Genomic DNA, 23,722 nt, shown 5'->3' with positions numbered 1-23,722 from the left:
TCAGGCCGGATCCGTCGTCGGCGCGGTTGCGCCGCGGTTCTGCGCGAGTCGCGCGGCGCTGCGGACCAGCGCGAGCACGTCGCGGCGCATCTGCTCGTCCTCGATCTGGGCGTAGGCGCGCAGCAGCTCGATGGCGCCGTGGGCGCTGAGGAAGCCGAACACGTCCTCCTGCGCGTTCTCGCGCGGCTCGTTCTCCTCGAAGAACGCGGAGACCGGAACCTCGAGGAGGCGCGCGATCTCGCGCAGCCGGCCGGCCCCGACCCGGTTCTGGCCCTTCTCGTATTTCTGAACCTGCTGGAAGGTCACGCCGACCGCGTTGCCCAGCGCGGTCTGGCTCATGCCGCGAGCCTTGCGCAGCGCTGTGATCCGGATGCCGACGAGGCGATCGACGTCCGTCGTCTGCTTCGGCATCGTCTGGCCGGAGGAATCCTTGTCCATGGCGTGGGCTGCATCCTCCTGCGGACGGGGTGTCTTCGCCTCGCTGTCGCGCCGCTTCACCGTCCGCCCCTTAGTCGCATGTCCTGCACGTCAGGTTGCCGGTACTCCGTGGCGATGTCCGGCTATAGCCCTGATCCCGACACAGGTGAACCGCGGCGCAGTAGGACACCAAGTTGTCAAGCTTCGCAAGTCGAAGGTTACATCTTCTAGTTTAAGCCCACACATCTTTGCAACATTGTTGCTCAAATGTCGACGTGGAGGTCACGGCTGCTTTCGAGGTGCGCCTTGTCGCCGCGCGGCGGTACCCCTTAGGACCACAGAGGCATGTAGGTTCGGTACCGCGCAGGAGGCACGCATGTTCATCGCGATGAATCGCTTCAAGGTCGTTAAGGACGCGACGGCGGATTTCGAGGCCGTCTGGCTCGGGCGCGACAGCCACCTCGGCGAGATGCCGGGCTTCGTCGAGTTTCACCTGCTGCGCGGCCCCGAGCACGAGGACCACGTGCTCTACGCCTCGCACACGATCTGGCGATCGCGTGCCGATTTCGAGGCCTGGACCCGGTCCGAGCAGTTCCGCAAGGCGCATGGCCGCGTGCCATCGACCAAGCCCCTGTATCTCGGCCATCCCCAATTCGAGGGTTTCGAGACGATCCAGACGGTCGGCGGGACGGCCGATGCGCGCCAGGACGCGCGCCAGGACGCGGACGCCGTCTGAACGCGGCGGACCCCGGCTGCCCTTCGGCCGGGGTCATTCGAGGCGCCGATCCGGTTGAAACCGCGATGAAAGAAACTCGCGTGAATTGAAATAGCTCCGGCGAAAACGCCCGCCCGTCAAACCTCGCGACGGCCGGCTGCGCCGAACAGTCACTCAGCATTAACTATGTATTGCCTCCTCCGGAAGCAGGCCCTAAGTCGCAGCGCTCATCCGCGACTGCGATCGTGAACCCGCCGGGCCCGCGGCTTGCTCCGTGACCGTCACCAGGCGGCGCTGAAACCTTTCGTGTCTCAGACTGGTACAGAGTCCGACTAAGACGGGACGTTGCGGGTCAGATGTTTCACGATCGGCTTCCGGAGACGTTTCAGGCGCTGCCGACCTCGGCGGAGCGCCGCCGCAATGTGTGGTCGGCCCTGCTGCCGCGCCGCGGCCGTGCGCTGGCACGCATCGCCCTGTCCATGACTCTCGCCGCCACCGACATCGCGGCGATCGTGGCGGTCACGCTGGGCCTCGAATGCGCGTACCAAGTCCTCGCGCAGGACGGCACGGTGTGGGCGGGTCTCGTCCGCGGCTCGCGGCTGTCGGCGCTGCTGGCGCTGGTGATCGTCGCCACGAACGTCCTGCGCGAGGAGTACAGCCTCGAGAACGTGATGGCGCAGAAGCCAGGCGTCCAGCGGGTGGCCTCGCTCTGGCTGATCGCCTGGGCCGCCGTGCTCGTCGTCAGCTTCATGACGAAGACGACCAACGATTACTCGCGGCTCGTCTCGCTCGGGATCTTCGCCGCCGGCCTGCCGGTGCTCATCGCGGCGCGGGCCGCGGTGCGCCGGCTCGTGCGCGAGCGGCTGAGCGCGGGATCGGCCACCGCCAGCCGGATCCACCTCGTGGGCTACGAGGAGGACATCGCGCGCTTCTACGCCGGCAAGGAGGTCGACCAGCTCGGCTCGCGGATCATCGGGACGAGCTACCTGCGGCGGGTCGATCCCGGCGCCGACGCGGCCACGCGCCACGACCAGTTGCAGGAGGATCTCGACCTCGCCGTCTCCGTCGTCCGCTTCCTGCGGCCGGACGACGTCTTCGTGCTGGTGCCCTGGGCCGACACCGCGGAGGTCGAGCGCTGCATCGACGCCTTCCTGCGGGTGCCCTCGGCCCTCCACCTGCGTCCCGGCGCGGTCCTCGACCGGTTCCCGGACCTGCAGGTCGCCCGGGTCGGCGGCGTCTCGGGGATCAACATCGGCCGCCGTCCGCTCAACGTCGGCGAGGTCATGCTGAAGCGCGCCCTCGACCTGACGGTGGCGACCATCGCCCTCGTGTCGCTGTCGCCGCTGCTCGCCGCGATCGCGGTGGCGATCAAGCTCGACAGCCCCGGCCCGGTCTTCTTCCGGCAGAAGCGCTACGGCTTCAACCAGCAGCCGTTCGGCGTCTTCAAGTTCCGGTCGATGCGGGCGGATCCGAACGCCGCCTTCCGGCAGGCGACCCGCAACGACAGCCGCATCACCCGGATCGGCGCGATCCTGCGCCGGACGAACCTCGACGAGCTGCCCCAGCTGATCAACGTCCTGCGCGGAGAGATGTCGCTGGTCGGACCCCGTCCGCACGCGCTGGCGCACGATCGGAGCTTCGAGCGCCGGATCGCCCTCTACGCCCGCCGGCACAACGTGAAGCCCGGGATCACCGGCTGGGCCCAGGTGAACGGCTACCGCGGCGAGACGCAGACCGACCTCGCCATGGAGCGGCGCGTCGCCTGCGACCTGCACTACATCGACAACTGGTCGATCTGGTTCGACATCCAGATCATGATCCAGACGGTCGTCTCGCGCCGCGCCTACCAGAACGCCTTCTGACCGGCACCCGGCGCCCGTCCGCCCTGGAAGTGGCGCCTCAGGGGGCCTGCTTCCGCTCCCGGCAGGCGCCGCAATCGCCCTCGACCTCCAGGATGCTGTGGGTCGGGGTGAAGCCGGCCCGCTCCAGCGTGCGCCCCAGGCTGCCCTCGACTTCCTCCGACGAGGCCTCGTCGACGCCGCCGCAGGTGCGGCAGATCAGGAAGATGACCCCCTCCCCGGGGGCGTGGCCGTGCGCGCAGGGGATGAAGGCGTTGCGGCTCGCGATCCGGTGGACCAGCCCCTGCTCCATGAGGAAGTCGAGGGCGCGGTAGACAGAGACCGGGGCCACGCGCTTGCCCGGCGCGCTCAGCCGCTCCGCGATATCGTAGGCGCCCTGAGCCTTGGCGGACTCGGCCACCGCCTCGAGGACCTCCCGGCGCAGGGGCGTGAACTGAAGACCGCGCTCGCGACACAGGGCCTCGGCCCGCGCGAGCATGTCACCGGTGCCGGCGTGGCACGCGTCGTGACCCTCGTGACGGTGCATGATCGCTCCAGACGTGATCCGCAGGTTGTCCCGCGGGTTTGTTACAGTGTATCACCGCCGCCCAGCACCGCACCAGTAGCCCCGCGCGGTGCCCGCGCCGGCGTGAGCGCGCGACGAGGACTCCGTGCCGACCATTCCCAGCCCGAGACACGCGGCGCGGCGATCGCTGTTCCAGAGCGGGATCGGCCTGCGGCTGGCGCTCGCCGCGCTGCTCTCGGCGCTGGTCTGGCTGACCATCGCCTGGGCGCTGGCGACATGAGCGGCGCGCGCCCGGATCCGATCCGCCTCGTCGGTCTCACCCTCGGTTACGACCGGCATCCGGCGGTCCACCACCTCGACGGGTCCGTGCGGGCCGGCGACCTGCTCGCCCTCGTCGGCCCGAACGGGGCCGGCAAGTCGACGCTCCTCAAGGGCATGGCCGGAGAGATCCGGTGCCTGGACGGCCGCATCGAGCGCGCGGGCGCCCTCGCCTACATGCCGCAGGTCGACGAGATCGACCGGAGCTTCCCGCTCACCGTCATGGATCTCGCCGGCATGGGCCTTTGGCGGCGCGCGGGGGCGTGGCGCAGCCTCACCCGGCGGCGCCCGGCGATCGAGGCGGCGCTGGCCGCGGTCGGCCTCGACGGCTTCGCGGCGCGTCCGATCGGTACCCTGTCGGGCGGACAGTTCCGGCGCGCCCTGTTCGCCCGTCTGATCCTGCAGGACTGCCAGGTCGTGCTCCTCGACGAGCCGTTCACCGGCATCGATGCGCGGACGGTCGACGATCTCCTGGCGCTGATTCGCACGTGGCACGGCGAGGGGCGGACCGTGGTCGCGGCCCTCCACGACCTCCAGCAGGTCCGGGCGCATTTCCCGACGACGCTGCTGCTCGCCCGGGAGCCCGTGGCCTGGGGACCGACCGAGCGGGTCCTGACGGCCGAGAACCTCGCGCGCGCCCGCAACCTGTCCGAGGCCTGGGACGAGGGCGCGGCGATCTGCGCCGGGCCGCGAGCCGTCGCGGCGGCGCACGACCATGGCGGCGCGGACCATCACCACCACGAGGACGCCGCGTGACCGATCCGCTCGGATCCCTGTTCGCGCCGTTCGTGGAGTTCGGCTTCATGCGCCGTGCCCTGGCGGGCTGCCTCGCCCTGTCGGTCTCGGCGCCGCCCATCGGCGTGTTCCTGACGCTGCGCCGTATGAGCCTGATGAGCGACGCGATGAGCCACGCGATCCTGCCCGGCGCCGCGGTCGGCTTCCTCGTCGCCGGCCTGTCGCTGCCGGCGATGACGCTGGGCGGCCTCGCGGCCGGCCTCGCGGTCGCTCTCCTCGCGGGCGCCGTCACCCGCGCGACGGTCGTCCGGGAGGACGCGAATCTCGCGGCTTTCTACCTCATCTCGCTCGCGGCCGGCGTGCTGCTGGTCTCCCTGCGCGGCTCGCAGATCGACCTCATGCATTTCCTGTTCGGCTCGGTCCTGGCGCTCGACGACGCCGCGCTGTGGCTGCTCGGTGGCATCAGCACGCTGACCCTGCTGGCCCTGGCCCTGATCTACCGGCCGCTCGTGATGGAATGCGTCGATCCCCTGTTCCTGCGGAGCGTCAGCCGCAGCGGCGGCCCGGTTCACCTCGCCTTCCTGGCGCTGGTGGTGGTGAACCTCGTCGGCGGGTTCCAGGCCCTCGGCACGCTGCTGGCGGTGGGGCTGATGCTGCTGCCGGCGGTGGCGGCCCGGTTCTGGGCCCGCGACCTGGCCGGCCTGATCCCGGTCTCGATGCTGATCGCGGCCCTGGCGAGCGTGTCGGGGCTCAGCCTGTCGTACCGCTACGACGTGCCGAGCGGGCCGGCCATCGTGCTGGCGGCCGGTGCCCTCTACGTCGCCTCGATGATGGTCGGCCCGCGCGACGGCCTGCTCCGCCGCCTCGTCCGGCCGCGCCACCTCGAGGCCTGATCAGGGCTCGTCCTTGAGCGCGGCGAGTCCCTCGCGATAGGTCGGGTAGGCGAGCGCGACGCCCAGCTCGTCGCGGATCAGCCGGTTCCGGACGCGCTTGTTCTCGCCGTAGAAGCTGCGCGCCATCGGCGACAGGTCGGCGGTCTCGAAATCGATCTCGGGCGGCAGCGGCAGGCCTGTGAGGGCCGCGGCGTGCTCGGTCACGGTCTGGGGCGCGGTCGGCTCGTCGTCGGTGACGTTGTAGATCGCCCCCGGCCGCGGCCGGTCGATCGAGGCGAGCAGCGTCGTGGCGATGTCGTCGACGTGGATGCGGTTGAAGACCTGCCCGGCCTTCACGATGCGCTGCGAGCGCCCCTCCCGCAGCTTCACGATCGGGTTGCGCCCGGGTCCGTAGATGCCCGAGAGCCGGAACACCTGCACGGCCTTGCCGGTCGCGGCGCCGAGCGCCAGCCACGCCGCCTCGGCGTCGACGCGCACCTTGGACCGGGCGCTGCGCGGGGTTGCCGGCGCGGTCTCGTCGATCCAGGCGCCGCCCTGGTCGCCGTAGACACCGATAGTCGACAGGTAGCCGATCCACCGGATCCGGCTCGCCGCGACGGCGTCGGCGTAGCGGGCCAGCACCGGGTCGCCGGCCTCGCCGGGGGGCGCCGAGACCAGGAGCACGTCCGTGTCGGCGAGATCCGCCGCGATCCGGGGATCGTCGGCTTCCGGCCCGAAGGCGCGCATGGCGAAGCCCGTCTCCGCGGCGACGCGGTCGGCGGCCGCGGGGTCGGTCACCGTGGCGCGGACGGTCCCGAAACGCGGCCGCGCCCGCTCGGCGAAGTGACGGCCCGTGAAGCCGAGCCCGAAGACGAAGAGGTTCATGCCGCGGATGTCTCGTCCGTTCGCGGTTCCGTCAAGCCGGTGGCGGCCCGCCACTCGTCCCGCACGTGGGCGTCGGTCTCGGAATCGCCGTGCTGGCGCCCGAGCGCGCGCACGGCCTCGGGCGCCAGCAGCCGGCCGCAGGCCCAGACCGCCATGCCGCGCACCAGCGGGGACGGGTCGCGCAGGCGCGCGACGGCCGCCTCCGCGAGCGACGGGTCATCGGAATTCCCGATCGCGATCATGACGTTGCGGAGGAAGCGGTCGCGCCCGGTGCGTTTCACCGGCGTGCCGGCGAAGAAGGTGCGGAACGCCGCGTCGTCGAGGCCCGCGAGATCCGCGAGCGCCGGGGCCGCCAGGTCCACCCGCGCGGCGAGCCGGCTCTCCGCCGCGGTGCGGGCGAACTTGTTCCAGGGGCAGACGGCCAGGCAATCGTCGCAGCCGAACACCCGGTTGCCGATTGCCGCCCGGAACGCCGCCGGGATCGGCCCGGCATGCTCGATCGTCAGGTACGAGATGCAGCGGCGGGCATCGAGCCGGTAAGGCGCCGGGAAGGCGTCGGTGGGGCAAACGTCCAGGCAGGCGCGGCACGAGCCGCAACGGTCGGGCTCCGGCGGGTCGGGCTCGAATTCCGCGCTCGTGTAGATCGCGCCGAGGAGCAGCCAGTTGCCGTGCCCGCGGGAGATCAGCACCGTGTGCTTGCCCTGCCAGCCGAGGCCGGCCGCCTCCGCCAGGGTCTTCTCCATGACGGGGGCGGTGTCGCAGAAGACCTTCACCCGCACGTCGCCCTTGGCCGACAGATACCCACCCAATTCTTTCAGGCGGCCCTTCAAAACCTCGTGATAGTCCCGCCGCTGCGCGTAGGCGGCGACGGCACCGCGGTCGCGAAGCGCCACGAGGTCGAGGGGATCGTGCTCCGGCCGGTAGCTCATCGCCAGGACCAGGATGCTGCGCAGACCGGGCCACAGCGCGACCGGGCTGGCGCGCTGGTCGGCCCGCTCCGCCATCCAGTCCATGGTGCCCTGCGCGCCCTCGGCGAGCCAGGCGGACAGGCGGCCGGGCAGGTCGGGCAGCCGGTCGGGTCGGGTCACGCGCAAGCCGCAGAACCCGAGCGTCCGCGCCCGGGTCTCGACGAGGCGGCGCAGGTCGGCGCCGTGGTAGGTCCGTCGGGCGTTCAGAAATCCAGATCCGCGTAGTGGGCGGCCGGTGCCATCCCGGCCACCCGGTCGGCGAGCAGGGCGCGGAACGAGGGCCGTGACTTGACCCGCGCGTACCAGTTCCGCGCCATCTCGTCCTCGTCCCAGGGCACGTCGCCCAGGTAGTCGACGCAGGAGAGATGGGCGGCCGCCGCGAGATCGGCATAGGTCAGGTTGTCGCCGGCGATCCAGCGCCGCCGCGCGATGAGGTAGCCGATGTATTTGAGGTGGTAGCGCACGTTGGAGCGCGCCGCGCGGATCGCGTTCATGTCGGGCGGGCCGCCGCCCTCGTTGGCCGACATGAAGCGCTTCGAGATCTTCTCGTTGACGAGGTAGGCGGTCACCTCGGACTCGAACTTGACCAGGAACCAGTCGAGCAGGCGCCGGACCTCCACGCGCTCGACGGTGTCCTCCGGCAGCATCCGCCGCCCCGAGAGCCCCAGGCCGCGGGTCTCGTCGAGGTACTCGGCGATGACGCCGGCGCCGGGAACCACGAGGCCGTTCTGCTCCAGCAGCACGGGCGTGACGCCCGCCGGGTTGATCAGCAGGAAGTCGTCGCGCCGTTCCCAGGGCCGTTCTTCGAACAGCGTCGGCTCCATGCCCATCTCGGCGAGCACGAGACGGATGAATCGGGAATTCGCGCAGAAGGGGAAATGGTAGAGGGTTGCCATCGAGGCCGTGCGGGACGTTCGGTCTGCCAGCGCGGCCGGTCCCGCGCTCGTCGTGGGTCCTGAAGCGCGGGTCTTCGGCGCAGAGGACTTCGGACCGAGCGTTATTGCCCGACCGTTGCCGAGCCCTTAACACGCGCGGCCCGGCCCGGTAACTGCCCGTCAACCCTGATCGGCGAAGCCTCGGGTACAACCATTTCGCGTGGCAGGCGGTGGCCCGACGGGGGCCTCCGCGCGCGCGGCACAGGGCGTCGCGATGGATCCGGCAAGCATCGGCAAGGCAGTGCTGCTCGCCCTGGTGGAGGGGGCGACCGAGTTCATCCCGGTCTCCTCGACCGGCCACCAGCTGCTGGTGGGGCACTTCATCGGCTTCCACTCGCCCAACAACACCTTCGAGGTGCTGATCCAGCTCGGCGCGATCCTGGCGATCCTGCTGGTGTATTTCCGCCGCCTCCTGGGGATCGCCACCGCGTTGCCGTCCGATCCGAAGGCGCGCCGCTTCGTGCTCGGCATCCTGGTGGCGTTCCTGCCGGCGGCGATCATCGGCGGCCTCTTCTCGAAGCTGATCAAGGCCTACTTGTTCAACCCGTGGATCGTCTGCGCGACCCTGGTGGCCGGCGGGCTCGTGCTCCTCGTAATCGACGACACCGACCTCGAGGTGAAGAAGACTGACGTCTACGACTTCTCGCTGCCCATGGACCTGAAGATCGGCATCTTCCAGTGCCTAGCGATGATCCCCGGCGTCTCGCGCTCGGGCGCCACGATCGTGGGCGCGATGCTGATGGGCGCCGACAAGCGCTCGGCCACCGAGTTCTCCTTCTACCTCGCGATGCCGACCATGGCGGGCGCCTTCGCCAAGGACCTGCTCGACAACTATAAATACCTCTCGAGCAACGATGTCGGGCTGATCGCGATCGGCTTCATCGTGTCGTTCGTCTCGGCGCTGTTCGTGGTGCGGTTTCTCCTCGACTACGTCTCCCGCCACGGTTTCTGGCTGTTCGCGTGGTGGCGGATCATCGTCGGTGCCCTCGGCTTCGCCGGCCTGATCATCCTCGGCTGACGCGGGCGGGATCGCGCCCCGTTCGGTCGGCTCGAGCTCGCCGGCAGCGGCTCGGACTCGCGATCCGGATCGGCAGGTGCCCCTCACCGCACCTGCGCCGCATCACTCAAAAATCGGTGATCCGCGGCTTGAGCTTTCCTCAACCATCGGGCGATTGCCAGCGGCGGAGCGGCGTGCGAGGCAAACGCATGAAAGCGGTGCAGAAGACGCCGCGCCCTGGGACGTACCGATGGAAGACAGACCGCTCGCCGACCTCTTCGAGCCCGCAGACCGGGCGCGCTGGCTCGGCCTCGTCGAAGGCGTCCTGAAGGGCGCCGATTTCGAGAAGCGGCTGGTGTCGCGGACGGCCGACGGACTGCGGATCGAACCCCTCTACGGACCGGCCGAGCCGGCGGCGCAGCCGGTGCGCGAGCCGGGACCCTGGCGGATCGCCCAGCGGGTCGACCATCCCGACCTCGGAACCGCGAACACGCAGGCGCTCACCGACCTCGAGGGCGGGGCCGATGCCCTCGTGCTCGCCTTCGCGGGTGCGCCGGGCGCCCGCGGCTACGGTCTCACCGCGGCGAGCGTCGAGGAGCTCGACACCGCGCTGAAGGGCGTGATGCTGCCGCTGATCGCCCTGCGGATCGATGCCGGCGGCCGTGGCCTGGAGGTGGCCCGGCTGGTCAAGGCGCTGGCGGAGCGCCGCGGCGAGGATCTCTCGACCTACGACGTCGATCTGGGGCTCGATCCCGTCGGTGTCCTGGCAGCCACCGGCAGCCTCGGAGCCGTCTGGACCGACATCGCGCCCCGCCTCGCCGAGGTCGTGGCCGAGCTGGAGGCGGCGGGTTTCCGCGGCCGGGCCTTCCTGGCCGACGGCCGGCCCTACCACGAGGCCGGCGCCGGCGAGGCGGCGGAACTCGGCGCGGTGCTCGCCACCGCCGTCGCCTACCTCCGCGCCCTGGAAGCGGCCGGTCACGATCTCGCGAGCGCGCGCGACGGCGTCGCCGTGCTGCTCGCGGCCGATGCCGACGAGTTCGTCACCGTCGCGAAGTTCCGCGCGATGCGGCGCCTCTGGGCGCGCGTCGAGCAGGCCTGCGGCCTCGACCCGAAGCCGCTGCGCCTCCACGCCGAGACCGCGTGGCGGATGATGACCAAGCGCGACCCGTTCGTGAACATCCTCCGGACCGGCATGGCGGCGGCCTCGGCCGGCATGGGCGGCGCCGACAGCGTCGCGGTCCTGCCGTACACGCAGGCCCTCGGCCTGCCCGACGCCTTCGCCCGGCGCGTGGCGCGCAACAGCCAGATCGTGCTCATCGAGGAATCGCACCTCGCGCGGGTCAGCGACCCCGCGGCCGGCACCGGCGGTTTCGAGGCCCTGACGGCCGAGCTCGCCGAGGCGGGCTGGGCGGCGTTCCAGGCGATCGAGGCCGAGGGCGGGATCGTCGCCTCGCTCAGCGTCGGCAAGCTCCAGCGGCGGATCGAGCTGACCCGTGAGGCCCGCGCCAAGGCGGTGGCGACCCGCCGCGAACCGCTCACGGGTGCGAGCGAGTTTCCGAACCTCCCCGAGAAGCCGGTCACGGTTCTCGACGTGCCGCCCGTGGCGGCGGTGCGCGGTACCAACTTCGGCGCGGGCTCGGCGGTCGCCTGCGACGCGCTGCCGTCCCAGCGCCTCGCGGAGCCCTACGAGGCCCTGCGGGACGCCTCGGACGCCTTCCTCGCCAAGACCGGTCGCAGGCCGGTCGTGTTCCTGGCCAATCTCGGCCCGGTGGCGGCCTTCAACGCCCGGGCGACCTTCGCGGCCAACGCCTTCGCGGCCGGCGGGCTCGAGGCTCTGTCGAACGAGGGCTTCCCCGATGCCGAGGCGGCGGCGGCGGCGTTCCGGGAATCCGGCGCGAGCCTCGCCTGCATCTGCTCCACCGACGGGATCTACGCCGAGCGTGCGGTCGCGACCGCGGAGGCGCTGACCGGGGCCGGCGCCGGACCGGTCTACCTCGCCGGGAAGCCGACGGACCTGGCCGAGCCGCTGAAGCAGGCGGGCGTGGCCGCCTTCCTGCATGTCGGTTGCGACCTCCTCGCTCTTCTCAACGTGGCACTCCGTGCGGCCATGCGGACGCCCGCGCCGCAGGCGCCGCGCTGACGGGGCGCCGGTCTCCCCGAAGCCCACGGCACTCCGGATCCGCATGACGCCCCGCATCGCCGTCGCCCTGCTCCTCGCCGGTACGCTGCCCGCCGCGTCCGCCCCCCGCGCCGCCGCCCTGCCCGATCGGTTCGACGGCACCTGGAGCGTCGAGATCATCACCGAGACGGGGAACTGCGACCGTGCCTACCGCTACCCGGTGAGGATCGAGCGCGGGCGGGCGCGCTTCATCGGGACCGCCTTCGTGGTCGAGGGTGGCGTCGCGCGGAACGGGGCGATCCGCGGCTCGATCTCCAACGGCGCCGCCACCGCCGACGTGCGGGGACGCCTGGGCTCGGACGGCTTCGGTGCCGGAACCTGGGTCTCGACCGGGGCTTTCGCCTGCCGGGGACACTGGAACGCGGAGCGGCGCGGCTGAGCGCGGCTGTGGCCGTCGCGAAACAGCCCGGATCTTGCCCGGAATCGGGCACCCGGACCGAACCGCCAGCCCCGATCCCGACGCAATCATGAGCGAGAGCTGAACACGGTTCGGACACCCGACGAGGCCGCCCGTATGAAGACTTCGATCCTCGCCACCTTCGCCGTCCTCGCGCTCGTCTCGGCCGCCGAGGCGCGGCCTCACCGGCACCCGGCCGCCCCGAAGGTGAACGCGGCGGAGGCCGAGAAGGTGTTGGCGCCGCTGCGGCAGGCCGCCACCGCGTGCTTCGCCGAGACGGTGCTGTCGAACCCGAAGGCGACGGCAGAGGCGCGCGCCGGCCGCTGGTACGAGGCCGTCGGCATCACGGGCTTCCTGTGCCGCCCGGAGGTCGCCGCGATGATCCGGACCCACGACAACCTCTACGGCGCGAAGACCGGTGAGCGCTACTTCAAGGGCGCGTACGTCAAGCATCTGGACCAGCAGCTCGCCGAGCGCCTTCAGCCGATGTTCGCCCGCAAGGCCGTCGCCAGCGCCGAGCCGCCGCTCGAGAAGGCCTCGGCGGAGGAGCCGGCCGAGAACAACTGAGCGGGAACCGTCCGGGGTCGCCGCGCCTTCCCCGACCCGGAGGCGGCAATGCCCTACGAGCTCCATTACTGGCCGATGATCCAGGGGCGCGGCGAGTTCGTCCGCCTCGCCCTCGAGGAGGCCGGCGCCGACTACGTCGACGTGGCCCGCCAGGACGACGATTCCGGCGGCATCGGACCGATGCTCGACCGACTGTCCGACCCCGCCGATCCGCGACCGCCCCTGGCACCGCCCTTCCTGCGCGACGGCGACGTCGTCGTCGGGCAGAGCGCCGCGATCCTGCTCTATCTCGGACCGCGCCTCGGGCTCGTGGGCCCGTCGGAGCGCGACCGGATCTGGACCCATCAGCTCCAGCTCACCGTCGCCGACGCGGTCGACGAGGCGCACGACACCCACCATCCCGTCGGCGTCGGCCTGTACTACGCGGATCAGAAGGTCGAGGCGCTGCGCCGGGCGGCCGAGTTCCGGCACGATCGTATCCCGAAATATCTCGGCTATTTCGAGCGCGTGCTTGCGGCCAACGGCGGCCGCCGCCTCGTCGGCGCGGATCTCTGCTACGCCGACCTGTCGCTGTTCCAGCTCGTCGACGGCCTGCTCTACGCCTTCCCCAAGGCGACCGCCGCGGCCCTCCGGAGAACCCCGCAGGTGGCGCGGCTCCACGAGACCGTGGCGCGGCGCCCGCGGCTCGCCGCCTACCTCGCCAGCGCGCGCCGGATCCCGTTCAACGAGGACGGCATCTTCCGCCGCTACCCGGAATTGGATCCCTGAGACGCGAGCCGGGGCTCACCGACGCGGGCCGGCGATCAGGATCGCCGCGAGCACCAGCGCGACGAGCCCGAGCACCAGCGACAGCAGGCGCCAGAACAGCAGCGGGTCGCGCTCCAGGAGCGACGCCCGCCGGCCATCCGTGAAAGCCGGGTTGGGGTGGCGCAGGTCGTGGACGAAGGCCGACACGGTCGCGTAGCGCCGCTGCGGATCGGGATGGACGGCCCTGCGCAGCGCGCCGTCGACCCAGACCGGCAGCAGCGGGCGCACGGTCAGCGCCGACGCGTAGCGCAGCCGCCGCTGCGCCGCGCGCGTCCGGGCCCGGGGCACCGCGTCGCCGTAGGGCAGCCGCCCCGTGAGCATCTGGTAGGTCATCACGCCGACCGCGAAGACGTCCGACTGGGCGGTCCCCGGGGCGCCGAGGAAGCACTCCGGCGCCGTGTACTGCACCGTGCCCAGGATCTCCGCCGGGTCGTTCCGCGGGTCGCCCTCGACGACTCCGGCGACCTGGGTCGCGCCGAAATCGATGATCTGGACGGTGCCGGCCGGGTCGATCAGGACGTTGTCGGGCCGCAGGTCCTGGTGGACCATCTCCCGCCGATGGAAGGCCTGCACGCCCCGGGCGAGCTGCTCGACGAGCCCCCGCACCGCCTCCAGCTCGGGCGCCGCGTGGTCGCGCATCCACTGGGTCAGGGTCTGGCCCTCGACGTAGCGCATCACCGTGTAGAGGTGGCTGCGGCGGCCGGCCTGGGGATGGGCCTTCAGCACGTGGAGATTGTCGATCCGCCGCGCGATCCACTCCTCCATGACGAAGCGCTTCCGCTGGGCGGGATCGTCCCGCAGGTCCAGCGACAGCACCTTCAGCGCGACCTGGGCGCCGGTCTCCGCCTCGACCGCCAGGTAGACGCGGCTCCGGGGACCGGAGTGAAGGATCCGCAGTAGGCGGAAGCCGTCGAGCTCCGCGGGCGGGTCGAGGAGCGGCGCCGGGTCCAGCCCCTCGGCCTCGCCGAGGAGGTCGGCTGGCTCGCCCTCCGGCACGGTCTCGACCCGCACGATCTGGATCGTCAGGTTGTCCGGGCTGCCGGCCGCCAGGGCCATCTCGACGATCGCCCGCGCGGCCGCGCCCAGGGTCCCGGCCCGCGCGATCTCCGCGACCATGTCGCGGGGCCGGACATGCTCGTGGATGCCGTCCGTCGTCAGCACGAAGGTGTCACCGGCCTCGACGCCCACGGCGTGGTAGTCGATCTCGACGCGGCCCTGCGCTCCGAGGGCGCGGCCGAGATACGATTCCGCCGCGGAGACGACGACCCGGTGGTCCTCGGTGAGCTGCTCGAGCGACCGGCCGGACACCCGCCAGATCCGGGCATCGCCCACGTGGAAGAGGTGGGCCACGCGGGATTTCAGCACGAGGGCGTCGAAGGTCGTGACGTGGCCCCGGTCGGCATCGTTCGGATCGGCGCCGCGCCGCGTCTCGGCGTAGAGCCAGGAATTCGTGGCCGCGATCACGCGCTGCGCCGAGGTCTTCACCGACCACGTGTCCGGCGTGGCGTAGTAGTCGCTGAGGAAGCTCTTGACCGCGGTCTCGCTCGCCGCCGCGCCCGCCGCGCTGCTGCTGATCCCGTCGGCGAGGGCGACCGCGATCCCCTTCAGGCCCAGCGCCGGCTGGACGGGAACCAGCGCGCCGTTGAAATCCTGGTTGGCGGCCTTGCGGCCGGCGCTGCTGTGCTGGCCGATCGTGACCGTCAGGTCGGCCGGGCCGCGCGGTCCGGCGCTCAAGCGGCGGCCGCCGCGCTGTCGCCCCGGCCGCGGTACGACAGCGCCTCGGCGAGGTGGAGCCGGCGGACCTGCGCCTCGCCGTCGAGGTCGGCCAGGGTCCTGGCGACGCGCAGCGTCCGGTGGAAGCCGCGGGCGGAGAGGCGCATGCTCTCGGCCGCCTGGCGGATCAGCGCCGTCCCGTCTGCGTCGGGGCTCGCGACGTCCGAGATCAGCGTCGCGGGACAGGTCGCGTTGGTGGTGGATTCCGGCAGGCCGCGCGCGGCGTAGCGCGCGCCCTGGAGCGCGCGGGCCGCCGACACCCGCGCGGCCGCCTCGCGGGAGCCCTCGGCCGGCGCGGGCAGGATCAGGTCGGCGGCCGTCACCGCCGCCACCTCGACGCGCAGGTCGATGCGGTCGAGGATCGGGCCGGAGATCCGCGCCTGATACTGCGCCATGCAGCGCGCGTTCGGCCCGCGCCGGCAGGCGTAGCCTGGTTCGAGACCGTGGCCGCAGCGGCACGGGTTCATCGCCGCGACCAGCTGGAACCGCGCCGGGTAGGTGATTCGGTGGTTGGCCCGGGCAATCATCACCGCCCCGGATTCCATCGGCTGGCGCAGGCTGTCGAGCACCTGCGGGGAAAATTCGGGGAGCTCGTCCAGGAACAGCACGCCGCCATGGGCCAGGGAGACCTCACCGGGCCGCGCCCCGAGGCCGCCCCCCACCAGGGCCGCCATCGAGGCGGAATGGTGCGGCTGCCGGAACGGCCGGCGGTTCGAGAGCGCCCCGTCCTTCAGCGCGCCCGCCACCGACTGGATCATGGAGATGTCGAGCAGCTCGCGCGGCGTGAGCGGCGGCAGGATCGAGGGAAGACGCGCCGCCAGCATCGACTTGCCCGAGCCGGGCGGCCCGTTCATCAACAGGTTGTGGCCCCCGGCGGCCGCGATCTCCAGTGCGCGCTTGGCGCCCTCCTGCCCCTTGATGTCGGCGAGGTCCGGCAGCGGCCCGGCCGGCGCGGCGACGGCGGGCTCCGGCCGCGCCATTACCTGGCTGCCCTTGAAGTGGTTGGCGAGCTGGATCAGCGAGCGCGGCGCGAGCACGTCGAGGTCGCCCCCCGCCCAGGCCGCCTCCGGCCCTGTGGGCGCCGGGCAGATGAGCCCGAGTCCCCGATCGGCCGCCGCCATCGCGGCCGGCAGCACGCCGCTCACCGCCGTGATGCTGCCGTCGAGGGCGAGTTCGCCCAGGACGCAGTAGCCGGCGAGCGCGTCCGCCGGGATCGCGCCGATGGCCGCCATGACGCCCAGAGCGATCGGCAGGTCGAAATGCGAGCCTTCCTTGGGAAGATCCGCCGGAGCGAGGTTCACCGTGATGCGCTTGGCCGGCAGCGCCAGCCCCGAGGCGATCAGCGCTCCGCGGACCCGCTCGCGCGATTCCGCCACCGCCTTGTCGGGCAGACCGACGACGGTGAACACCACCGAGCCCGGCACGATCTGGACCTGCACGTCCACCGCCCGCGCCTCGATGCCCTCGAAGGCCACGGTGGCGACGCGGGTGACCATCCGTGCAGTGTCCTCGCCGCCGCGTTCCGGTACGGCCAAGATGTGCGGCAGATTCGGTGGCGGCTCAAGGGGATCGTCGCCATGGAACTCCGCCGCGGCACGCCTGTTCACAGCCGGAAACAATTGCCGGATCGGAGACAGCCATGCGCCTGACCACGTCCCTTCTCGCCCTGACCTTGATCGCGGGCACCGGCCTCGCCGCCCGCGCCGACGAGAAGCTTCCGCCCGATCAGCAGGCCAAGGTCGAGGCCATGCTCAAGCAGGAGGGCTTCACCAAGTGGAAGGAGATCGAGCTCGACGACGGCATGATCGAGGTCGACGACGCGATCGACGCGAGCGGCAAGCAGTTCGACCTGAAGCTCGATCCGAAGACCCTGGCCATCGTGAAGCGCAAGGCCGAGTGAGGCAGCGCTTCGGCTGCGCTTCGACTCGGCTTCAGCAGCGCTTGCGTTCGGGCCGAGGCCCGGCCATATAGCCGGCGGGGGGTTGGCGAGGGACGTTTCACTCGCCAACCGGGTCAGGTCCGGAAGGAAGCAGCCCTAACGAGACCGAGCGGGTCTTCGTCCAGCCTCCCACCTCATTCCACGGCGCGCGGCAGCCGGACCCAGACACGGCATGGACGCTACGACCGGCACGCCTGACGACGAGCCGGGCCTGCCCGGGTTTCCAGCGCCCCCCGCCGCGGCGACGCCCTACCGGGTGCTCGCGCGCAAGTACCGCCCCACCAATTTCGGCGACCTGATCGGCCAGGACGCGATGGTGCGGACCCTCGCCAACGGGTTCGCGGCCAACCGCATCCCGCAGGCCTGGATGCTCACCGGCGTCCGCGGAGTTGGCAAGACCACGACGGCCCGCATCCTGGCGCGCGGCCTCAACTACGCCCGCGCCGGACAGCCCGACACCGGCCCGACCGTGTCGATGCCGGAACTCGGCCTCCACTGCGCGGCGATCATGGAATCCCGGCACATGGACGTGCTGGAGATGGACGCCGCCTCGCATACCGGCATCGACGACGTCCGGGCGATCATCGACGGCATCCGCTACGGGCCGGTCTCGGCGCGCTACAAGGTCTACATCGTGGACGAGGTCCACATGCTCTCCGAGAAGGCGTTCAACGCCTTCCTGAAGACGCTGGAGGAGCCGCCGCCGCACGCGAAATTCGTGTTCGCCACCACGGAGATCCGCAAGGTCCCGGTGACGATCCTGTCCCGCTGCCAGCGATTCGACCTGCGCCGGGTCGAGGCGCCGACCCTGCACGCGCATCTCGCGAAGGTCTGCGCGGCCGAGGGCGTATCGGTCGAGGACGAGGCTCTGGGCGCCATCGTGCGCGCCGCGGAAGGGTCGGTGCGCGACGCGCTCTCGCTGCTCGACCAGGCGATCGCCCACGGCGCCGGCACGATCACGGCGCAGAGCGTGCGCGACATGCTGGGCCTCGCTGACCGCGCCCGAATCCTCGACCTGTTCGAGGCGGTGATGCGCGGCGCGGTGCCGGCCGCCTTCGCGGAGCTGCGGGCGCAGTACGATTCCGGCGCGGACCCGTCGGTCGTGCTCTCGGATCTCGCGGCCTTCACGCACCTCGTCACCCGGCTCAAGGTGGTGCCGGAAGCCGCCGCCGACCCGACGCTCAGCGAGACCGAGCGCGTCCGCGGCGCCGCGTTCGCCGAGAAACTCTCGATCCGCGCCCTGTCGCGGGCGTGGCAGATCCTGCTGAAGGCGATTCCCGAGGTCCAGGCGGCGCCCCGGCCCCTCGCGGCCGCCGAGATGGCGATCGTGCGCCTCGCCTACGCGGCCGACCTGCCCACACCCGACGAGGCCCTGCGCCAGCTCCGGGCCGAGGCCGCCGCCGCGCCCGCGGACGAGGCCCCGGTCGCGTCGGTCCGGCCGCCCCTCCCGCCGATTCCCGACCTGCGCGGCGGCGGTTCCGCGGCGCTCGCCGCGGCACCCCGCACGGTCGCGCCGGAGCCCGCCCCGGTCGCGGCGCCCCTGGCCGCGCCCGTCGCGGTGAACGCGCCGGCGAGCGTCCCGATCAGCGCGCCCGCAAGTGCGCCCGTCGGTGCGCCGGCGCCGAGGCCGGCGCCCGCGGCACCGCCGACGCCGCGTCTCGGTCGGTTCGAGGACCTGATCGCGCTGGCCGACGCCAACCGGGACATCCTTCTGCGGACCGCGCTGGAGCGCGACGTCCACTTGGTGCGCTTCGAGGAGGGCCGGATCGAGTTCCGCCTCGCCTCCGGCGGCCGGTCGAGCCTCGCCAACGACATCGGCGCCGCCATCGAGCGCTGGACCGGGCGGCGCTGGGTGGTGGCCCTGTCGAAGGACGAGGGCGCCCCGACCCTCGACGCGGCCGCCCGTGCCGCGACCGAGACACGCCGGGAGAACGCCGCCGCCGACCCGTTCGTGCGCGAGGTTCTGACGCGCTTCCCCGGGGCCGAGATCGTCGACGTGCGCGAGACAATCTCCGAGGCCCTCCCCTCCGCCGAGCAGGAGATCCTCGGGGAAGGTGACGCCGCGCGGGTCGGCGAGGTCGAGGACGACGACGCCTGACGCATGGTGGCGCCCGGGCCGCGCCATACCCAGATCAGACGAGGAAACGGAAAGAGAGCCGCATGCGCGACCTGATGGGCATCATGAAGCAGGCTCAGGCCATGCAGGAGAAGATGGCCAACCTGCAGTCCGAGATGGACGAGATCGAGGTGACCGGCGCCTCCGGCGGCGGCTCCGTCCGGGTCACCATGAGCGCCAAGGGCCAGATGAAGGGAGTCAGCATCGACCCCTCGCTGATGGTGGCGGACGAGCGCGAGATTCTTGAGGACCTGATCGTCGCGGCCTGCAACGACGCCCGCGGGAAGGCCGAGGCGACCATGCAGGAGCGCATGGCCGAGCTGACCAAGGGCCTGCCCCTGCCGCCGGGCATGAAGCTGCCGTTCTAGGACGCATCCCGGACAGGACGTCCGAACCGTCTTCGCGAGCGCAGCGAAGCAACCCGGTCGCTCTACGCTCGCAGATGTCGCGCTGCCCTGGATAGCTTCCCTGCACTCGCGAAGACGAACGGGACGGGCGGCCCCGCGGGCCGCCCGCTTTCGGTTACGCCGCGATCGCCTGCGCGGTCGGCCCGGCGGCGCGCACGTCGGCGTCGACATGGGCCTCGAACCGCTTGAAGTTGTCGTCGAACATCTTCACGAGCCGCGCCGCCGTCTCCACGAAGGCGCCCTTGTTGGCCCAGGTCTTCACCGGGGTCAGGATGTGCGGCTCGACGCCCGGAACCGAGACCGGCACCGCGAAGCCGAAATACGGGTCGCGGCGGAACTCGGCCTGCGCCAGCGAGCCGTCGAGGGCGGCGCTCAGCAGGCGGCGCGTCACGCGGATCGGCATCCGCCGGCCGGTGCCGACGCCGCCGCCGGTCCAGCCCGTGTTGACCAGCCAGCAATCGACGCTGTGCTTGGCGATGAGGTCGCGCAGCAGGTTGCCGTAGGTGCTCGGATGCCGCGGCATGAACGGCGCGCCGAAGCAGGTCGAGAAGGTCGCCTCGGGCCCGGTCAGGCCGCGCTCGGTGCCGGCCACCTTGGCGGTGTAGCCCGAGAGGAAATGGTACATCGCCTCGGCGCCGGTGAGCTTGGCGATCGGCGGCATCACCCCGAAGGCGTCGCAGGTCAGCATGACGATATTCTTCGGATGCCCGGCCCGTCCGGAGGCGCTGGCGTTGGCGATGAAGTCCAGCGGGTAGGCACAGCGGGTGTTCTCGGTGAGAGACGCGTCGTCGAAATCCGGTGCGCGGGTGACCGGATCGATGATCACGTTCTCCATCACCGTGCCGAAGCGCTCGGTGGTGGCGTAGATCTCCGGCTCGGCGTTGCGCGAGAGGCGGATGGTCTTGGCGTAGCAGCCGCCCTCGAAGTTGAAGATCCCCTCGTTCGACCAGCCGTGCTCGTCGTCGCCCAGCAGCTGGCGGGAGCTGTCGTTCGACAGCGTCGTCTTTCCGGTGCCCGAGAGGCCGAAGAAGATCGCCGAGCCGCCCTCGGCATCGAGCGCCGCGTTGGCCGAGCAGTGCATCGGCATCACGCCCTGGCCGGGCAGGATGTAGTTCAGGTAGGTGAAGACCGACTTCTTCATCTCGCCCGCGTAGGCGGAGCCGCCGATCAGCACGAGCTTCTTCGAGAAGTCGATGGCGATCACGGTCTTCGACCGGCAGCCGTGCCGGGCGGGATCGGCCTGGAAGCTCGGCAGGTCGATGATCGTCATGTCCGGCACGTAGGACGCGATCTCGGAGCGGTCCGGACGGATCAGCAGGTTGCGGATGAACAGCGAGTGCCACGCGAACTCGGTGAAGACCCGGGCCTTGACCCGGTAGGCCGGATCGGCGCCGCCGTAGAGGTCCTGGGCGAACAGCTCCTTGCCCTCGGCGTGCTTCAGGAAGTCCTGGCGCAGGGTCTCGAACTGCTCGGGCGTGATGGCGCCGTTGTTGTCCCACCAGACCTCGTTCTCGGTGCCGGCGTCGCGCACCACGAACTTGTCCTTGGGCGAACGGCCGGTATGGCTGCCGGTGGTGGCGACGAGGGCGCCGCCGCGGGCGAGCTGCGCCTCCTTGCGGGACAGGGCCTCCTCGTAGAGGCGCGGGGCCTCGAAATTCCAGTGGACGGCCTTGAGGTCGCGGAAGCCCGCCGCCTCGGCGCCGTGGGCCGCGTTGTGATCACCGATGTTGGTCATGATCGTATCTCCCGGGCCCCTGTTCGACCGTCGACGCGACTGAGCCGGACGGCACCGCCGTCCGGGTTTGCCCGGGAGACGTCCGTGCGGTCGTACAGGACCGCCGCACGCAGGTTCTCCGTTCCCGGCCGCTCGCCATCCCACTCACGCGTAGGCGGCGAAGCTTCGCTGTCATAATGGGCTCCGCCGGGAGCCCGCAACGTGTACAAACAGGTTAGACCACAGTCGTGGACTCAGGAACCCAGGTCTGTAAGCAGTTCCGTCCGTCGTGCAGCATAATGCCACCGGCGCAGCGACGTCGGAATACCCATATACCACATACGATGGACCGCATCGGCGCGCGGACCCTTGCGCGGCGCCCGGCGCCGTCTATGCCCGTCCCGATCCGCAGCCCCTTCCTCGCCCCAGAGGCACGATGCCCCAAGCCGTCGCCGGCCCCGAGATCGAGCGCCTGATCCAGCTCCTCGCCCGCATGCCGGGCCTCGGACCGCGCTCGGCGCGGCGGGCCGCCCTGCAGCTCATCAAGAAGCGCGACACGCTGCTCGGGCCCCTCGCCGACGCGATGCGGGTGGCGGCCGACCGCATCATCGTCTGCACCAGCTGCGGAAACGTCGACACCTCAGACCCGTGCACGATCTGCCGGGACGCCGAGCGCGATCCGACGACGCTCGTGGTCGTGGAGGATGTGTCCGACCTCTGGGCGCTGGAGCGGTCCGGGGCCGTGAAGGCGCGCTACCACGTGCTCGGCGGCGTCCTCTCGGCGCTGGACGGCGTCCGTCCGGAGCACCTGAACCTCGCGAGCCTCGTGGAGCGCGTGGCCCGGCCCGAGGTGACCGAGGTGATCCTGGCGCTCAACGCCACCGTCGACGGCCAGACCACCGCCCACTACGTCACGGAGTCGATCCGGCACTGCGACGTGAAGGTTACGCGCCTCGCCCACGGCGTGCCGGTCGGCGGCGAGCTCGACTACCTCGACGAGGGCACGCTCTCGGCGGCGATCCGCAGCCGGACGGTGTTCTGAGGGCCGGCGACAGGTCGCGAACCGGTATTTGACCGGTCCTCGGCCGCATCCTATTCGACGGTGAGCCCGGACCCGTCCCGGCGCCTTCCCTGCCGGTTCCCGCCATGACCATCCGCCCGCTCGTCATCCTTCCCGATCCCGTCCTGCGCCTGGGCTCCGAACCGGTCGGGCCGATCACCGCCGAGATCCGGACCCTCGTCGCCGACATGTTCGAGACGATGTACGACGCCCCCGGCGTCGGGCTGGCGGCGATCCAGATCGGCGTGGCGAAGCGCGTCGTGACGATCGACACGTCGAAGGAGGAAGGCGTCCGAGACGCGCGGGTCTTCATCAATCCCGAGATCGTCTGGTCGTCCGAGGAGAAGCGGGTCTACGACGAGGGCTGCCTGTCGATCCCGGACTACTACGCCGAGGTCGAGCGCCCGGACCGGGTGCGCGTGAAGTTCCGAGACCTCGACGGCAAGGAGCAGGAGATCGAGGCCGACGGCCTGCTCTCGACCTGCATCCAGCACGAGATCGATCATCTCAACGGCGTGCTGTTCATCGACCACCTGTCGAAACTGAAGCGCGACCGGGTGATCAAGAAGTTCACCAAGGCGGCCAAGCGCGACGCGGCCTGAGCCGGCCATGCGCGTCGTCTTCATGGGCACGCCGGACTTCGCGGTGCCGACGCTCGCGCGGCTCGTGCAGGACGGGCACGACATCGCGGCGGTCTACACCCGCGCGCCCGCCAGGGCCGGCCGCGGCATGAGCCTGCGCCCCTCCCCGGTCCACGCGCTCGCCGACACGCTCGGCGCGCCGGTCCTGACGCCCGCGACGCTCCGCACGCCCGAAGCCGCCGAGACCTTCGCGGCGCACCGGGCGGACGTCGCGGTCGTCGTGGCCTACGGGATGCTGCTGCCGCAGGCGATCCTCGACGCGCCGCGGTACGGTTGTCTCAACCTGCACGGATCCCTGTTGCCGCGCTGGCGCGGCGCGGCGCCGATCCAGCGCGCCGTGATGGCGGGCGACGCCGAGAGCGGCGTCGGCGTCATGCGGATGGAGGCCGGTCTCGACACAGGCCCGGTCGCCCTCGAGGCGCGGTTGCCGATCACCCCGGGCATGACGGCGGGCGCCCTGCACGACGCGCTCATGCCCCTCGGCGCCGACCTGATGGCGCGGGCCCTCGCGGCGCTCGACGCGGGCACGCTGACCTTCGCGCCGCAGCCGGAGGACGGAATCGTCTACGCCCACAAGATCACCAACGACGAGGCGCGGATCGACTGGTCCCGCCCGGCGGCCGAGGTCGCCAACCGGATCAACGGGCTGTCGCCGTTCCCCGGTGCCTTCTTCGAGGTCGATCTCGGCAAGGGCTCCGAGCGCGTGAAGGTGCTCCGCGCCGCCCCGGCGGAGGGTTCGGGCGCGCCGGGCACGCTGCGCGATTCCGAAGGCACCGTCGCCTGCGGGGACGGCGCCGTCCGGCTCCTGGAGCTGCGCCGTGCCGGGAAGGGCGGCAGCGCCAACGGGGCCGAGTTCGTCCGCGGCGCCCGCTTGACGCCCGGCGCCCGCCTCGGCTGATGCGCGTCGCCCGTTCAC

At 71.6% G+C, this 23,722-nt stretch carries 24 protein-coding genes and 1 other RNA gene; 17 read left to right on the top strand and 8 right to left on the bottom strand.

The annotated features are described in order from the left end of the window. Positions 1–438, bottom strand: coding sequence for a helix-turn-helix domain-containing protein (locus tag BMY19_RS03160; protein ID WP_020094642.1), 438 nt, complete (start codon positions 436–438; stop codon positions 1–3). Between the two features lie 355 nt (positions 439–793). Here BMY19_RS03160 and BMY19_RS03155 point away from each other — a divergent pair, with 355 nt between their 5' ends. Both BMY19_RS03155 and BMY19_RS03150 read left to right on the top strand, forming a co-directional pair. After that, positions 794–1,153 (top strand): heme-degrading protein HmuQ, encoded by a 360-nt coding sequence (locus tag BMY19_RS03155; protein ID WP_100250805.1) that lies wholly within the window; start codon positions 794–796, stop codon positions 1,151–1,153. 335 nt (positions 1,154–1,488) lie between these two features. Further along, positions 1,489–2,994, top strand: a complete 1,506-nt coding sequence (locus tag BMY19_RS03150) for an undecaprenyl-phosphate glucose phosphotransferase (protein WP_020094644.1) — start codon at positions 1,489–1,491, stop codon at positions 2,992–2,994. A 37-nt stretch (positions 2,995–3,031) separates the two neighbouring features. Here BMY19_RS03150 and BMY19_RS03145 read toward each other — a convergent pair whose 3' ends face one another. Continuing rightward, positions 3,032–3,517 carry a transcriptional repressor gene (locus tag BMY19_RS03145; RefSeq protein WP_020094645.1) on the bottom strand — a complete coding sequence of 162 codons (486 nt, stop codon included), beginning with the start codon at positions 3,515–3,517 and terminating at the stop codon, positions 3,032–3,034. Positions 3,518–3,641: 124 nt separating this feature from the next. Between BMY19_RS03145 and BMY19_RS31570 the strand changes: the two genes are divergently transcribed. From BMY19_RS31570 to BMY19_RS03135, 3 genes are read left to right on the top strand one after another with little or no spacing between them, the layout of a single operon-like run. Then, complete coding sequence (locus BMY19_RS31570) at positions 3,642–3,776, top strand: hypothetical protein (RefSeq protein ID WP_020094646.1); 135 nt, start codon at positions 3,642–3,644, stop codon at positions 3,774–3,776. Beyond that, positions 3,773–4,570: a metal ABC transporter ATP-binding protein gene (locus BMY19_RS03140; protein WP_100250804.1), complete on the top strand. Its 798-nt coding sequence runs from the start codon at positions 3,773–3,775 to the stop codon at positions 4,568–4,570. The genes BMY19_RS31570 and BMY19_RS03140 overlap by 4 nt, the downstream gene beginning before the upstream one ends. A 47-nt stretch (positions 4,571–4,617) precedes the next feature. Beyond that, entirely contained in the window at positions 4,618–5,442 is an 825-nt protein-coding gene (locus BMY19_RS03135) for a metal ABC transporter permease (protein ID WP_100250856.1), read from the top strand. On the opposite strand, the gene BMY19_RS03130 is transcribed toward BMY19_RS03135, so the two are convergent. From BMY19_RS03130 to BMY19_RS03120, 3 genes are read right to left on the bottom strand one after another with little or no spacing between them, the layout of a single operon-like run. Continuing rightward, positions 5,443–6,306 carry an SDR family oxidoreductase gene (locus tag BMY19_RS03130; protein WP_100250803.1) on the bottom strand — a complete coding sequence of 288 codons (864 nt, stop codon included), beginning with the start codon at positions 6,304–6,306 and terminating at the stop codon, positions 5,443–5,445. Then, positions 6,303–7,448: a tRNA epoxyqueuosine(34) reductase QueG gene (gene queG / locus BMY19_RS03125; protein ID WP_100250855.1), complete on the bottom strand. Its 1,146-nt coding sequence runs from the start codon at positions 7,446–7,448 to the stop codon at positions 6,303–6,305. Before queG ends, BMY19_RS03130 begins: the two co-directional genes overlap by 4 nt. A 29-nt stretch (positions 7,449–7,477) precedes the next feature. Beyond that, entirely contained in the window at positions 7,478–8,170 is a 693-nt protein-coding gene (locus BMY19_RS03120; RefSeq protein WP_020094651.1) for a glutathione S-transferase family protein, read from the bottom strand. 253 nt (positions 8,171–8,423) lie between these two features. Here BMY19_RS03120 and BMY19_RS03115 point away from each other — a divergent pair, with 253 nt between their 5' ends. The 5 genes from BMY19_RS03115 (at position 8,424) to BMY19_RS03095 (ending at position 13,117) form a co-directional block, all read left to right on the top strand. Then, positions 8,424–9,227 carry an undecaprenyl-diphosphate phosphatase gene (locus BMY19_RS03115; RefSeq protein WP_020094652.1) on the top strand — a complete coding sequence of 268 codons (804 nt, stop codon included), beginning with the start codon at positions 8,424–8,426 and terminating at the stop codon, positions 9,225–9,227. A 229-nt stretch (positions 9,228–9,456) separates the two neighbouring features. After that, a complete protein-coding gene (locus tag BMY19_RS03110) occupies positions 9,457–11,346 on the top strand; it encodes a methylmalonyl-CoA mutase subunit beta (protein ID WP_100250802.1) in 1,890 nt (629 codons plus the stop codon). Positions 11,347–11,389: 43 nt separating this feature from the next. Further along, on the top strand, positions 11,390–11,764 hold the full coding sequence (locus tag BMY19_RS03105; RefSeq protein WP_100250801.1) for a hypothetical protein: 375 nt from the start codon (positions 11,390–11,392) through the stop codon (positions 11,762–11,764). A gap of 135 nt (positions 11,765–11,899) precedes the next feature. Next, positions 11,900–12,349, top strand: a complete 450-nt coding sequence (locus tag BMY19_RS03100) for a hypothetical protein (protein ID WP_091680812.1) — start codon at positions 11,900–11,902, stop codon at positions 12,347–12,349. A 48-nt stretch (positions 12,350–12,397) separates the two neighbouring features. After that, positions 12,398–13,117, top strand: coding sequence for a glutathione S-transferase (locus BMY19_RS03095; protein WP_100250800.1), 720 nt, complete (start codon positions 12,398–12,400; stop codon positions 13,115–13,117). A gap of 15 nt (positions 13,118–13,132) precedes the next feature. Here BMY19_RS03095 and BMY19_RS03090 read toward each other — a convergent pair whose 3' ends face one another. Both BMY19_RS03090 and BMY19_RS03085 read right to left on the bottom strand, forming a co-directional pair. Further along, complete coding sequence (locus BMY19_RS03090; protein WP_100250799.1) at positions 13,133–14,890, bottom strand: bifunctional protein-serine/threonine kinase/phosphatase; 1,758 nt, start codon at positions 14,888–14,890, stop codon at positions 13,133–13,135. Then, positions 14,887–16,425 (bottom strand): YifB family Mg chelatase-like AAA ATPase, encoded by a 1,539-nt coding sequence (locus tag BMY19_RS03085; RefSeq protein WP_100250798.1) that lies wholly within the window; start codon positions 16,423–16,425, stop codon positions 14,887–14,889. The genes BMY19_RS03090 and BMY19_RS03085 overlap by 4 nt, the downstream gene beginning before the upstream one ends. A gap of 143 nt (positions 16,426–16,568) precedes the next feature. Between BMY19_RS03085 and BMY19_RS03080 the strand changes: the two genes are divergently transcribed. From BMY19_RS03080 to BMY19_RS03065, 4 genes are all read left to right on the top strand, one after another. Next, complete coding sequence (locus BMY19_RS03080) at positions 16,569–16,829, top strand: PepSY domain-containing protein (RefSeq protein WP_020092787.1); 261 nt, start codon at positions 16,569–16,571, stop codon at positions 16,827–16,829. Positions 16,830–16,904: 75 nt separating this feature from the next. Further along, positions 16,905–17,003, top strand: an RNA gene (gene ffs, locus BMY19_RS03075) — signal recognition particle sRNA small type. Positions 17,004–17,040: 37 nt separating this feature from the next. Then, positions 17,041–18,966, top strand: a complete 1,926-nt coding sequence (locus tag BMY19_RS03070) for a DNA polymerase III subunit gamma/tau (RefSeq protein WP_100250797.1) — start codon at positions 17,041–17,043, stop codon at positions 18,964–18,966. Between the two features lie 62 nt (positions 18,967–19,028). After that, a complete protein-coding gene (locus BMY19_RS03065) occupies positions 19,029–19,352 on the top strand; it encodes a YbaB/EbfC family nucleoid-associated protein (protein ID WP_020092789.1) in 324 nt (107 codons plus the stop codon). A gap of 154 nt (positions 19,353–19,506) precedes the next feature. Here BMY19_RS03065 and BMY19_RS03060 read toward each other — a convergent pair whose 3' ends face one another. Further along, positions 19,507–21,126, bottom strand: a complete 1,620-nt coding sequence (locus BMY19_RS03060) for a phosphoenolpyruvate carboxykinase (RefSeq protein ID WP_020092790.1) — start codon at positions 21,124–21,126, stop codon at positions 19,507–19,509. A 415-nt stretch (positions 21,127–21,541) separates the two neighbouring features. Between BMY19_RS03060 and recR the strand changes: the two genes are divergently transcribed. The 3 genes from recR (at position 21,542) to fmt (ending at position 23,704) form a co-directional block, all read left to right on the top strand. Further along, on the top strand, positions 21,542–22,147 hold the full coding sequence (recR, locus tag BMY19_RS03055) for a recombination mediator RecR (RefSeq protein WP_020092791.1): 606 nt from the start codon (positions 21,542–21,544) through the stop codon (positions 22,145–22,147). A 104-nt stretch (positions 22,148–22,251) separates the two neighbouring features. Continuing rightward, positions 22,252–22,767, top strand: coding sequence for a peptide deformylase (gene def, locus BMY19_RS03050; RefSeq protein WP_020092792.1), 516 nt, complete (start codon positions 22,252–22,254; stop codon positions 22,765–22,767). Positions 22,768–22,774: 7 nt separating this feature from the next. Further along, positions 22,775–23,704 carry a methionyl-tRNA formyltransferase gene (fmt, locus tag BMY19_RS03045; protein ID WP_100250796.1) on the top strand — a complete coding sequence of 310 codons (930 nt, stop codon included), beginning with the start codon at positions 22,775–22,777 and terminating at the stop codon, positions 23,702–23,704. The last annotated feature ends 18 nt before the right edge of the window (positions 23,705–23,722 follow it).

Source organism: Methylobacterium sp. UNC300MFChir4.1 (assembly GCF_900110155.1).
Lineage (GTDB): Bacteria > Pseudomonadota > Alphaproteobacteria > Rhizobiales > Beijerinckiaceae > Methylobacterium.
This window is presented reverse-complemented; position numbering and strand designations above follow the sequence as displayed.

Coding starts and splice junctions, on each gene's coding strand:
- BMY19_RS03160 (WP_020094642.1), bottom strand. CDS start 438: ATGGACAAGGATTCCTCCGGCCAGACGATGCCGAAGCAGACGACGGAC.
- BMY19_RS03155 (WP_100250805.1), top strand. CDS start 794: ATGTTCATCGCGATGAATCGCTTCAAGGTCGTTAAGGACGCGACGGCG.
- BMY19_RS03150 (WP_020094644.1), top strand. CDS start 1,489: ATGTTTCACGATCGGCTTCCGGAGACGTTTCAGGCGCTGCCGACCTCG.
- BMY19_RS03145 (WP_020094645.1), bottom strand. CDS start 3,517: ATGCACCGTCACGAGGGTCACGACGCGTGCCACGCCGGCACCGGTGAC.
- BMY19_RS03140 (WP_100250804.1), top strand. CDS start 3,773: ATGAGCGGCGCGCGCCCGGATCCGATCCGCCTCGTCGGTCTCACCCTC.
- BMY19_RS03135 (WP_100250856.1), top strand. CDS start 4,618: ATGCGCCGTGCCCTGGCGGGCTGCCTCGCCCTGTCGGTCTCGGCGCCG.
- BMY19_RS03130 (WP_100250803.1), bottom strand. CDS start 6,306: ATGAACCTCTTCGTCTTCGGGCTCGGCTTCACGGGCCGTCACTTCGCC.
- BMY19_RS03120 (WP_020094651.1), bottom strand. CDS start 8,170: ATGGCAACCCTCTACCATTTCCCCTTCTGCGCGAATTCCCGATTCATC.
- BMY19_RS03115 (WP_020094652.1), top strand. CDS start 8,424: ATGGATCCGGCAAGCATCGGCAAGGCAGTGCTGCTCGCCCTGGTGGAG.
- BMY19_RS03110 (WP_100250802.1), top strand. CDS start 9,457: ATGGAAGACAGACCGCTCGCCGACCTCTTCGAGCCCGCAGACCGGGCG.
- BMY19_RS03105 (WP_100250801.1), top strand. CDS start 11,390: ATGACGCCCCGCATCGCCGTCGCCCTGCTCCTCGCCGGTACGCTGCCC.
- BMY19_RS03100 (WP_091680812.1), top strand. CDS start 11,900: ATGAAGACTTCGATCCTCGCCACCTTCGCCGTCCTCGCGCTCGTCTCG.
- BMY19_RS03095 (WP_100250800.1), top strand. CDS start 12,398: ATGCCCTACGAGCTCCATTACTGGCCGATGATCCAGGGGCGCGGCGAG.
- BMY19_RS03085 (WP_100250798.1), bottom strand. CDS start 16,425: ATGGTCACCCGCGTCGCCACCGTGGCCTTCGAGGGCATCGAGGCGCGG.
- BMY19_RS03080 (WP_020092787.1), top strand. CDS start 16,569: ATGCGCCTGACCACGTCCCTTCTCGCCCTGACCTTGATCGCGGGCACC.
- BMY19_RS03070 (WP_100250797.1), top strand. CDS start 17,041: ATGGACGCTACGACCGGCACGCCTGACGACGAGCCGGGCCTGCCCGGG.
- BMY19_RS03065 (WP_020092789.1), top strand. CDS start 19,029: ATGCGCGACCTGATGGGCATCATGAAGCAGGCTCAGGCCATGCAGGAG.
- BMY19_RS03060 (WP_020092790.1), bottom strand. CDS start 21,126: ATGACCAACATCGGTGATCACAACGCGGCCCACGGCGCCGAGGCGGCG.
- recR (WP_020092791.1), top strand. CDS start 21,542: ATGCCCCAAGCCGTCGCCGGCCCCGAGATCGAGCGCCTGATCCAGCTC.
- def (WP_020092792.1), top strand. CDS start 22,252: ATGACCATCCGCCCGCTCGTCATCCTTCCCGATCCCGTCCTGCGCCTG.
- fmt (WP_100250796.1), top strand. CDS start 22,775: ATGCGCGTCGTCTTCATGGGCACGCCGGACTTCGCGGTGCCGACGCTC.